Annotated in this window: 1 protein-coding gene; it reads left to right on the forward strand. The window is 58.9% G+C overall.

Translation table 11 applies throughout. The features are described from left to right. The first annotated feature begins 423 nt into the window (after window positions 1–423). On the forward strand, window positions 424–12,627 hold the full coding sequence (locus tag IAE48_RS12805) for an Ig-like domain-containing protein (protein ID WP_200134629.1): 12,204 nt from the start codon (window positions 424–426) through the stop codon (window positions 12,625–12,627). The last annotated feature ends 53 nt before the right edge of the window (window positions 12,628–12,680 follow it).

The following is a 12,680-nucleotide window of genomic DNA, read 5'->3' on the forward strand; positions in this document are numbered from 1 at the left end:
TATGAAGAGAGACCAGGGATAATATTAATTAGCTTTTTCTAATATATTATACATTGTAAATCTCTTTACATTTGTCGCGTAATTAATTCACTTTCTATTAATCCATTTATGCACAAAAGTAAGCGGCGCTTAATTTCAGATATATCTATTAAAATATATTCTGTATCGAAGATAATTGTTATCAATTTGTGATTCAAAACGTTGCCTAAATACAGAAGCTTGTTTATATCTTTCTTAATGTAAAAATTTATTAAATGATGATGGATTAACATAATAAATGAAAAACAACGACTTAGGTATTTTTCATCTCGTATGTCCCACATCTGCTTCCTGTCAATCCTGGTGAACTGGTAAACCGTAATCCTGCGCAAAAACAGATGCTCGCAGGCGCTCTAATATTGCTTTCGCATCCGAGGTGAAAATATGGCCCCGCAAAATAGTCTTCCTGGTTCCGTCGATGTAATAAACCAAAAAACTGGCGATGTTGTTGCGCAATATGCGAAAGGCAGCGACAGGGTAGTAAATTTAACTGACACGAGTATTGTGCGCGTTAATGCGTCGCAGGAGTCAGTAAATTTCTTCGAGCGTGAAGGGAACGACCTGATCGTCCATATGAAAGATGGCTCCACGGTGCGTTACAACAGCTTCTTTACCGTGGATGGCGAGGGCCTGCACAGCGAAATGATTTTTGAAGGTGAGCTGGGCACACATCAGGCCGCCTTCCCGTATGCGGCAGCCGCGGGGCCAGCCGCTGCGGAAACCATCGTTCCGGCGTTCAGCGACGTGTCTCTGGGGTCGCTGGTGGGGGCGGGAGCCAGCGGCTTCTCGGCTCTGGCAGCGCTTGGCGGCCTGGCCGCCGTTGGTGGCATTGTCGGTGTGGCTGCTGCGGCAAATAACAGCGGCGGCGGCGGTAGCAATAACAACAATGGCGGCGGCGATAACGGCAATGGCGGTGGCGACAACGGTGGAGGTAATAACGGCGGTGGAGACAATGGCGGCGGTGAAACGCCTGTTACGCCCACCCTCAGGATTAACGCCATTGCCTCCGATAACATCATTAACCTCGCCGAATCTAACGAACCTCAGCTGCTGAGCGGCGTGACGGAAGCGGTGAATGCTGGCAGTACCGTTACCATCAGCGCCAACGGACAGACCTGGACCACCACAGTCCAGGAGGATGGCAGCTGGAACGTCTTACTCATGCCTGAAGATATCAGCGCCTTTGGGCAGGGCTTCCATGTTCTGAGATTTGCTCTGTTCTCGTTCTCGGGTGCCGTTGCCACGGCAGATTCACAAATCATGATCAGTACCACGCCGCCGGTGCTTGAGCTTACCCAGTTCACGCCAGGTGACATTCTCGATCAGGATCAGCACGTGGCGGATAAAATCGTCCGCGGCTATGTCGGTGCAGAGGATGCCGGCAGCACCATTTTTGTCACGCTCAACGATCGCACCTACACGGCGATTGCCAACGCTGAAGGGCAGTGGGAGCTGGTTATTCCCGCTGCGGATATGGCGCTGCTGGAAGACCGGCAGAGTTACACCCTGCTTTATCGCGCGGTCGATATTGCCGGTAACGTCTCCGAAGAGACGCGCGACTTCAGCACCAACTTCAACACCCCGGATATCACCATCAATCCGGTTGCCACCGATAACATTATCAACAGCGCCGAAATCCTCATCACGCAGGTGCTCTCTGGCCAGACCTACAACATCCCGCCGGGCCAGCTGGTGACCATTACTCTCAACGGCAAAACCTACTATGCCGAAGTGATGGGGGACGGCAGTTGGAAAACCTCGATACCGTCGGGCGATCTCGGTTTATTGCCGCAAGGCGATAGTGCACTGACCGTCAGCGTTAACGATGCAGATGGCAATGCGATCGTCAGGACAGTTCCGGTTAACGTCGATACCTCTTTGACCGGTGTCGCCATTGCCATCCTCTCTACCGATGACTATCTCAACGCCAGCGAAGCGGAAAACCCGCTTGAGGTGCGTGGCGTTACCACCGTCTTTGGTGAAGGCGTGACAATTTATGTCACCGTCAACGGTATCAACTACACGGTGACCAGCATTGATGCCTCCGGGCGCTGGAGCGTCACCATCCCGTCGGAAGATTTGCTGCGTCTTGAAGATGGGGCAAATGTTATCACCGCCACGGTGGTGCTGAATGACGAAAGCGCGCAGGACTCGCGCACGCTGAATGTGCAGGTTCACCGCTTGCCTGACCCGGTAATGGACGCGCCGTTTGGCGACGGTTATCTCAATGCGGCCGAGAAAGGGGTCGATCAGGTATTGAGCGGCAACACCGGCGTAACCAGCATCGGACAGCGCGTCACCGTGCAGGTGGCGGGCAAAACCTACCAGGCAACGGTCGATAACGACGGCACCTGGAAAGTGACCATTCCCGCTGGCGATCTGCAAACTATCCCGGATGGCCTGGTCACAGTGACAGTGAACGCCAGCGATGCGGCTGGGAATACGACGCCGCTCACCGAGACGGCGATTGTCGATACGCAATTCCCGGCGTTGAGCCTGCTGCCGCTGACCAACGACGGCAAACTGAACGGCGCAGAGCTGGGCCAGGATCAGATTTTAAGGGGCGTAAGTGGGGTCAGTGAGCAGGGGCAAACGGTAGAGGTGACGCTGAATGGCAAAACCTACACTACGGTCGTGGGCAGCGACGGTAACTGGCAGCTTTCGCTGCCTGCTGCAGATTTGAGTGCGCTGCAAACCGGTAGCTATCCGTTAAACGTCACGCTGACCGATGCCGCCGGCAACCGCACCACCGTTACGCAGCCAATCAGTGTCAAAACCAGCGGCGTGGAGATCGGCGTGCAGGCGCTGACGGACGGCAACTCTCTTGACGCGGCTGAAATCAAAGTCGACCAGATCCTGCGCGGCACCTCCAATGCGGAGGAGGGAAGTGTGATTACCGTGATCCTGAACGGCGTGCGCTATGAAGGCGTGACGGATGTTCAGGGTAACTGGCAGGTAACGCTCCCGGCCGTTGAACTGCAAAAGCTGGGCGATGGTGGGCAGACCCTGACCGTCAGCGTGACGGACGGTTTTGGGCAGAGCAGTACCATTGAGTCGGGATTCGGTGTCGACACCACCAGCGATGCGGTGGCGATCAATATTATCGCCAGCGATGACTACCTCAACGCCAGTGAAGCGGCTGATGGTTTAACCATCCGGGGTAACAGCGCAGGCCTGCCTGCGGGCACTATCGTTACCGTCACGCTGAACGGGGTGAACTATGCGGCGACGATCCAGACCGATGGTAGCTGGCAAACGACGGTCGATCCGGCGGCGTTGCAGGCACTGGCGGATGGTACCCAGACCGTAACGGCAACGGTCGCCACCAGCGGCGGCACGCTGCTTGATAGCCATGACTTCACGGTGGCGATCAATACGCTGCCGAACGTCACGGTCGATCCGGCATTTGGCGATAACGTGGTGAACATAGCGGAAGCGGCCCAGAACCAGACGCTGACCGGGAGCACCAATATTAGCGGCGCCGGTCAGACGGTGGTCGCAACGTTAAACGGTCAGCGCTTCAGCGGCGTGGTGAACCTCGACGGCAGCTGGTCCCTGACCCTGCCGCAGGGCGCGATGGATCTCCTCGCGGAAGGGCCGGGCAGCCTGACGGTGGTCGCCACCGATGTGGCGGGCAACAGTGCCAGCAGCATCGTCAACTTTACGGTCGATAAAACCCCGCCGAGCTTAAGCGTAACGCCGATTAATGGCACCGATGTGCTCAACGGCAGCAATATCGCCAATGGTGTAACGCTCTCCGGCACCACCTCTGGCGATGCGGCTTCGGTGGTTATCACCCTTAACGGTAAAAGCTACCCGGCAACCATCACCAATGGCAGCTGGAGCGTCAATCTTGATAACGCGGCGCTGGGCGGTCTGGCGAACGGTGCAAGCTCGTGGATCGTTACCGCCACTGATAATGCTGGTAACGTCACTACCGCGATCCGCACGGTCAGTGTCGATACCGTCGCACCTAACGTGGTGATGGATCCGGTTGCCCGCGACAACATTATTGATTTGGCGGAGCAGAACGCTGGCTTTAGCCTGACCGGACGCACGGTTCCGGCCGAGCCAGGTGCCACGGTCTCCGTCACGCTGAACGGGCAAACCCTGACCGGCGTGGTCGGTGGGGATGGTTTGTGGACAATCCCGGTCGCCCCTTCGGTCATCAACAACCTGACCAACGGCACGTACCCCATTTCAGTGACGGTGACGGACAGCGCGGGCAACCCATCACAGCCCGTCTCCAGCACCTTCACCGTCGATACCACCGCCAGTGCGATTGCCATTAACCCGGTCGATGGCGACAACCGTATCAGCGCGGCCGACATTGCCGATGGTCTGACCATCAGCGGCACGTCGGTGCGTATCCCGGAAGGGAATACCGTTACCGTGACCCTGAACGGCGTGCAGTATACCGCCACCGTAACGGCGGGCGGCTCCTGGCAGTTGACGGTACCGAATGCGGATGCCGCTGCGATTGCCGACGGCACCGTTACGCTGACGGTCACCGGGGTGGATGAGAACAACGCGGTTGTCTCTAACGAACTGCCGTTTACCCTGATCACCCATGTGCTGCCGCAGCCGGTGGTAAATGCGCCATTCGGCGATGGCGTGGTTAATGCCCAGGAAGCGGCCGCAGGCGGTAACCTGGCGGGTAACACCGGTGTGGTTGGCGCCGGTCAGAGCGTGACCATCACCCTTGATAACGGCACGCCGCTCACCGCCCAGGTGGATGCGAACGGCAACTGGACGCTGCCGTTAACGCCTGCACAACTCGGTGCTCTCTCCGAGGGGCCCCATACTGTGACGGTAACCGCGACCGATGCGGCAGGTAACACCGTCAGCAGCAGTGCGCCGATGACCGTCGATACGGTTTTACCGACCTTCGCTATCAATGACGTCACCGCCGATAACATTATTAACAGCGCTGAAGCCGCTGGCGCAGTCACCATTAGCGGCACCGGCGACTACGATGCGCAGTCGGCGCAAACCGTTATCGTGCTGGTCAACGGGCAGAACTATGACGCCATCATCCTGCCGGATGGCACCTGGAGCGTGGTACTCCCTGCCGGTGCGCTGGCAGGCGTGCCGGATGGTCCGGTCGCGGTGCGCGTCACCGTTACCGACGCCGCGGGTAACAGCAGCACGCAAACCGAAACCTTTACGCTCGACGCCTCTCCCGCTAACGCGCCACAGGTGCAGATCGATAAAGTCGCCGGGGATGATTTTGTTAACCGTGCGGAAGCGAACGGGCAGAGCGGGGTAACGATCTCCGGCTCTTCACAGAATGTCGAAGCAGGCCAGACGCTGACGGTAACCTTAAACGGCAAAAATTATACGGCGACGGTTAATGCCGAGGGGCGCTGGTCGGTAACGGTACCGCCGGCCGATCTGGCGCAGGTGCCGGATGGTCGTCAGGCCATCTCGGTTACGGTGAACGATGTGGCGGGCAACAGCACTATCTCCAGCCATAACGTCACTTTCGCCGCACAGCCCGCGTCGCAGCCGACCATCACCCTTAATCCGGTGGCGCAGGATGATGTGATTAACGCCCTCGAGCATGGTCAGCCGCTGAACATCAGTGGGTCATCAACGTCGCTGGCAGCAGGGACGGTGATCTCCGTTGTGTTTAACGATAAAACCTACACCGGCAGCGTGAACAGCAGCGGTAACTGGACCATTACCGTGCCGCAGGCCGATATGCAGGCGCTGGAAGAGACAACAAACGGTACGCCATATCCCATCTCGGCGTCGGCGGTCGATGCCGCGCTGAACCCGGCGAGCGCCAGCAGCAGTGTGACGGTCGATCTCAGTGCGCCGACGCTGGCGGTGGATGTTGCAGACTCGTTCCTTGGCGATGGCTACATCAGCATTGCCGAAGCGGCTGTCGATCAGGAGATTGGTGGCACCGGCACCCCTGGTGAGACGGTAACGCTTACCCTTAACGGCACTACGCTCTCGGCACTGGTCAATGAGCAGGGCGAGTGGAGCATGGTGATCCCGGCGGGGAGCTTGCAGGCATTGCCGCAGGGCACATCGCAAATCACCTTCGTCACCACCGATGCCGCAGGCAATAGCAACCCGCAGCCGGTCAACATCAATGTCAAAACCGTCGATGGCCCGACGATGACCCTTGACCCTATGTTCGGCAATAACATTGTCAGCATCAGTGAAGCTGCCAGCAACAGCACGCTCAGCGGGAGTGTGAGCGGTCTTGCCAACGGCACACAGGTTGTGGTGACCATCGATGGCGAAGAGTATACCGGTGAGGTCAACGATGGTGCCTGGTCGGTGGTGATCCCGAGCGGGTCGCTGGACACCAGCGGTCAATACACCGTGACGGTCACCGGGGTGGATGCGTTTGGTAACCCGGCGACGGTCAATGGCAATCTTGATGTGGTGCTGACACGGCCAACGGCCACGATCACCGAACCGCTGTTTGGTGATGACAATATTCTCGGCCAGGCGGAAGCTAACGCCGGTGTGCAACTGACGGGTTCCACTGGCCAGGCCGGTCCTGGGCAGTCAGTAAGCATCATCCTTGATAACGGTCAGCAGTTTACCGGCGCCGTTGATAATAACGGCAACTGGATCGTCTCCCTGACACCGGCGCAGCTGATTGCCATCACCGACGGGACGCACGATGTGCAGATCTCGGTCACCGATCGCGCGGGTAACACGGCGGTTTCTGACCCGGTAAGCGTTGAAATCCGCACCGATCCGCTGCCTGAGCCGCAATTAGCGCCGCTCTTTACCGACGGCATTCTCAGCGCCACCGAGGCCGCGGGCACACAAACCCTGAGCGGGCAGCTTAACCTCGATCCGTTGCGCGTTGCCTCGGTTACCGTCAGCATTAATAACGGCGCGCCGCTGGCGGCAACCATCAATGCGGATGGCACCTGGACTCTGAATGTCGACAGCGCCACGTTGCAGGCGCTGCCGGACGGCGTGCTGCCGGTCACTGTCACGGTCACCGATACGGCGGGTAACCAGGCGACCGGGCAGGGCAGCTTTGAAGCGATTATCAATGCGCTGCCGCAGGCCAACTATGTGACGCCGTTCGGTGATTTCACCATTAACAGCGCTGAAACCAAGAGCGATCAGCTGATCACCGGTAACACCGGGGTGCCTGGCACCGGGCAAACTGTGTCGGTAGTGCTGGGGACGAAAACCTACACGGGCACGGTCAATGAGAATGGCGACTGGACGGTGACGGTTCCGCAGGCAGATTTAGCGGCGCTGAGCGATAACGACTCGCTGCCGTTTAGTGTCACGGTATCCGATCGCGCGGGCAACACAGCCACCACCGATGCGCAGCAAACTCCGGACGTCACGGTGCACACTGCGCTGCCTGCACCGACAGTCACCGATCCGTTCGGCGATGGCATTGTCAATATTAGCGAAGCGGCAGGTGAGGTAACGCTGGCGGGTCTCACCGGTGCCACCGGGCCGAACCAGTATGTGACGGTGAAGATCGACGTCGATGGTGTGACCTATACCGCTAACGTCGATGCCAGCGGCAACTGGTCGGTGGTGCTCCCGGCCGGGACGCTGCAATCTCTCGCCCCGGGCGAGCATGAGATTTCAATCTATGCCGAAGATCAGTATGGCAACAGCAACACCAGCACCGTTGATTACCAGGTGGCGTTGACGCCGCCGTCGGTCACCATCACCGCGCCGGTCTTCGCTGATGGCTATGTCAGCGCAGCGGAAGCGGCTGCCGGGACAACGCTGAGCGGTACCTTCTCAACCTCTTACCCGGCTAACGCGCAGGTCAAAGTGACCATCGGCGATCGAACCTTTGATGCCACGGTGAACGGCACCCAGTGGACGTTGACGATGGATGCTGATGACTGGAGCACCATTACGGCGCGCGGTCAGCAAAGCGTCACCGTCAGCGTGACGGACGGCGCGCAAAACGTCGGAACAGCCAGCATCACCACCACGCTGCTGCTCGACCCGCCGACGGTAAGCGTAACTGCGCCGTTTGCTGGCGATAACCTGCTCGATTTTGCTGAAAGCCAGACCAGCCAGGCGATTGGCGGCACCTCAACCGGCTTAGCCACCGGCGATACGGTGCGTGTCACCTTTGCAGGTGGAAACGTCTTCGAGACCACCGTACAGGCGGACGGCAGCTGGGAGCTGGTGTTAACGCCAGGCGATCTTGCACAGCTTCAGGCCGGTGCCATTACCGTGGAAGGGATTGATAAAGCGGGCAACGTCGGTACGGCGTCTAACGGCGGCACACTGAGTATTAATCTCACGCCGCCAACCTACTCAGTGAATATGGATCTGGTCGCTGGCGACAACTATGTCAACGCCACCGAGTTCAGTAGCGGAACGCTGCGACTCTCCGGTCAGGCTTTTAATCTTAACGGCACCACGTTGACCATCCTGAATGGGCAAACGACGCTCGGCACGGCGACGGTCAACGCGGATGGCAGCTGGACGCTGGATGTGCCGCGCACTGCGCTGCCGGACGGTAACTACACCCTGACGGTGCAGAGCGATACGCAGGCCAGCGCCACAGCCTCGCAAACGGTGGTGGTTGATACCGTCGCGCCAACGCTGGCGATGACGCAATTCACCAGCGATGACGTGATCAACAGCAGTGAAAAAGCGGTGGCGCAGACCATCAGCGGCACCTCGGATGCCAACGGCAGCCAGGTCACCGTCACACTAAATGGCAAAACCTACACTGCGCTGGTGGCTAACGGCACATGGTCGGTCGACGTGCCGCCATCAGATATGGCGGCGCTGGAGGATGGCAGCTACACCATTACTGCGACTCTGAGTGATGCGGCTGGCAACGCGACGAACGCCACACAGGAGTTCACCGTTGATGCCTCTTCGCCGCTGCTGGAGGTGGATGCACTTGGCGTTCCGGCGGTGCTGAACAGTGTTAACGCCGTCTCCGGCGTGGTGCTGCAGGGGCAGGGCGAGCCGGGCAACAGCGTGACGATTCAGCTTGGGCCATTGAGCTGGACCGGCACGGTCGATCAGCAGGGTAACTGGAGCCACACCTTCCCGCAGCTCGATCTCACTACCCTGACCGACGGGCCGCAGGTGGTCACCATCTCCTCAACGGATGCGGCGGGCAACACCTCCAGCAACAACCTCTCCCTCAACGTTGCGCTGAACAAAGGCCTCGGTGTGGCTATCGACCAGGTGTTTAACGACGGGATCCTTAACGTTGCTGAGTCGCTGGTCACACAGCTGCTCACCGGTAAGGTGAGTGGCGATTATCGTGGTGCAAAAGTCTCCCTGACGGTAATTGGCACGGACTTCACCATTAACGATCTGGCAGTAGCGCCGGATGGCTCCTACAGCTTCTCGCTGCCGCCTTCTCTCTGGCAGGGGCTGATTACCGACACCCTGCAACTGCAAGTTAGTGTCGTCGATGCCAATGGCAATACCCGGTATGAAACGGTGGATGTCGGGCTGGCGCTGACCGACCTGCCGGTGGTTAACGATGTGGTGATCGCGGGCGATAACGTGATTAACCTTGTTGAAAGCACAGTGGCGCAGACCCTTTCCGGCACGGTGAGTAATGTCGCCAATGTCACAAGCGTGGTAGTGAACTTCGGCGGCCGGGCGATTAACGCCACCGTGGATGCGCTGGGTAACTGGAGCGCCGCGCTTCCCGCTGAACTGCTGAGCACACTGCCGGACGGTACGGCGACTGCCAACGTGACGGTAACCGATAAGTTTGGCAACGTTATCAAGAGCGATGCCAGCTTTAATGTCGTCAGCCATAACCTGCCGGCTATCTCTCTCGATCCGCTGTTTGGCGATGGCGTGCTGAGCATTCCTGAACTCGCCAGCGGCCTGCTGAGCGGTACGGCGACTAACCTTGCCGGGCGCGAGCTGACCATCAAGATTGGCGATGCCACCGCCTTCACCACCAATGTCGATAATAGCGGGCGCTGGTCGGTGAACCTGCCGGATGCGGTGAAAGCCGCGCTGCAAGGGCTGGGCAGCGGTACGCAAACCGTCACCATTACCGCTACCGATCAGTATGGTAACCAGGCGTCGCAGAGTGCGGGGCTGAAGGTCGACCTGGTAGCGCCGGTACTCAACAATGTGACGCTGTTTGGTGATGGGTTGCTGAACGTGGCTGATTCGCTGGTCAACCAGACCATTAGCGGTGTCGCCAGCAGTGCGCCGATTGGCAGTACCGTGCAGGTGGCGATTGGCGCGAAAGTGTTTAATGGCGTCGTGAATGCCGACGGCACCTTCGCTATTGCCCTGACGCCGACGGATCTTGCCGGGCTGGCGGATGGCACCTTTACGCCTTCTATTACGCTGCTCACGCCGGACGGTAACAGTTCAACCACGGCCGGTAGCCAGGTGATTATTGGCGTGAAAAATGTGCCGACGGTGGCGATTACCTCACTGTTTGGCAACGATGGTTTCCTTAACCAGAGCGAAGCGCTGGCGGCGCAGACTATCTCCGGTACTGTTACCGGGCTGACCTCCGGGCAGGTGACGGTGAATGTTGGCGGCACGGCGTATCAGGTGCCTGTCACCGACGGGCGCTGGTCGCTGGCACTCTCTGCCGGTGCGCTGGCTTCAATCGCCGATGGCACCCTGAGCGTGACGGCAACGGTAACCGATGCGGTGGGTAACACCGCGACCGGCAGCCAGCTGGTGAACGCCATTGTGCAGGCGGTGCCTTCGATCGGTATCAACACACTGTTTGGCAACGGGACGCTGGATCTTAACGATCTGCTCTCCAACCCGATCCTCTCCGGCACCAGCAGCAACCTGGCGGCGGGTACCCAGATCACCGTGAAGGTCGGTCTGCTCTCCTACACCACCACCGTCGGTGCCAACGGCCAGTGGCAGCTGGCGATCCCGGCGGTGTCGCTGCAAAACCTGCAGGATGGCAACAATGCGCTGCAGGTCTCTGCCAGCGCGACGGATGCGGCGGGCAATATCGCCAATGTGGTGCAGAGCGCCAGCGTGGCGATCCAGGCCCTGCCGACGGTGGCGATCACCTCGCTGTTTGGTGATGGCGCCCTGAGCCTTGCGGATATCACCACCGCGCAGGTGATTTCCGGCACCAGCCAGAACGCTGTCGGTTCTCAGCTGACGGTCACGGTTGGCGGTAAAAACTACCTCACCACTGTGGCATCGAACGGCAGCTGGAGCGTGACGGTACCGAAAGTCGATCTCAGTGCACTGGCTGACGGCACCCAGGCGGTGAGCGTCGCGGTGACCAACGCCGCCGGTAAAGTGGCGAACATTACCAGCCCGCTGGATGTCATCACCCATAATCTGCCGACGATTTCTCTCTCTTCGCTCTTCGGTAACGATGGCTATCTGAACATCAGTGAAGCGGCGAACGGTCAGGTCATCGGCGGCAAAATTGGCGGGGTGGTCAGCGGCTCGAAAGTGGTAGTGACCGTTGGCGGCACGGCAATCAACGCCACCGTCGATGCGAACGGCAACTGGACGGCGACGGTGAATAAAACCCTGTTGCAGGGGCTGAGCAGCGGCGCGGCGAAAGTGGGCATTTCGGTGACTGACCGGGTGGGCAACACCACCGCCACGGAAGCCGATGTGCAGGTGAAACTGACCCAGCCGACGCTCAGCACTAACCCGATTACCAACCTGACCAGTATCCTCGGCAACGTCCTGCTAGGGTTGGTAGGGTCGGCAAAACTGACGATCAGCGGTGCGTCAACTAATCTCAATCAAGGGGCGATTGTTCACGTTAATTTACTCAACCTCGCCATGGCGACGGCGATTGTTGGCGCGGACGGCAAGTGGTCGACGCAGCTTGATGTTGGCCTCGATCTGGCGAAAATCCTCTCGCTCAATACGGTGGTGAACCTCTACACCGCGGATATGGCGGGTAACCTGGCCTATCTCAACGTCGGCCTTAACGGCAGCAACCCGACCACCACACCACCGGCGGGCACCAGCGCGTCGCTGATGGCAGAAGCCAACAGCTTCTCACTGCTGGCGGCGAGTGCGAGCGAAGAGTCGGACTCCACCAGCAGTGACAGCCTGAATGCGCAGCATACGGCCACGGTGGAGACGGCGCGTCAGCCAGAGACGGAGACGGCGGCTGCCGCCACGGCAAGTGACGAGAGCTACACCATTGGCGGGCTGAGTATCGATCTTGCCGATGGCACCAGTGAAAGCGGCGAAAGTGTGGAGGGGAGCAGCGGCAACGACATCATTCACCTCTCTTCGCTCGGCTTTGTGCAGATCGACGGCGGCGCGGGGACGGATACGCTGGTGCTTGACGGTGCCAACCTGCTGCTAAACCTGATCGAACTGGGGAGCAAAGTCAGCAATATCGAGATAATTGATCTCGGTAAATCGGGCAGCAACAGCGTCACGCTGGATGTCAACGAAGCGCTGAGCATCACCGATAAACCGGAAGATGATCTGCTGATCAAAGGCAGCATCGGGGATGAGATCAACCTCAAGCATGGCGCCAGCGATACCTGGGCTATCAGCGGGCAGCGCGATGTGGATGGCATTCAGTTCGACGTTTATCACAACAGTACGCAGGCCAATACCCTCAGCGATGTGCTGATCCAGCATGGCCTGCACGTCAATATGGTCTGACGTTCTGCCGCCTCAGGGATGAGGCGCATTAAGGAAGAGGTCATTACGGGCAC

Origin of the sequence: Kosakonia sp. S57, from assembly GCF_016516575.1 — a bacterium.
GTDB lineage: Bacteria > Pseudomonadota > Gammaproteobacteria > Enterobacterales > Enterobacteriaceae > Kosakonia > Kosakonia cowanii.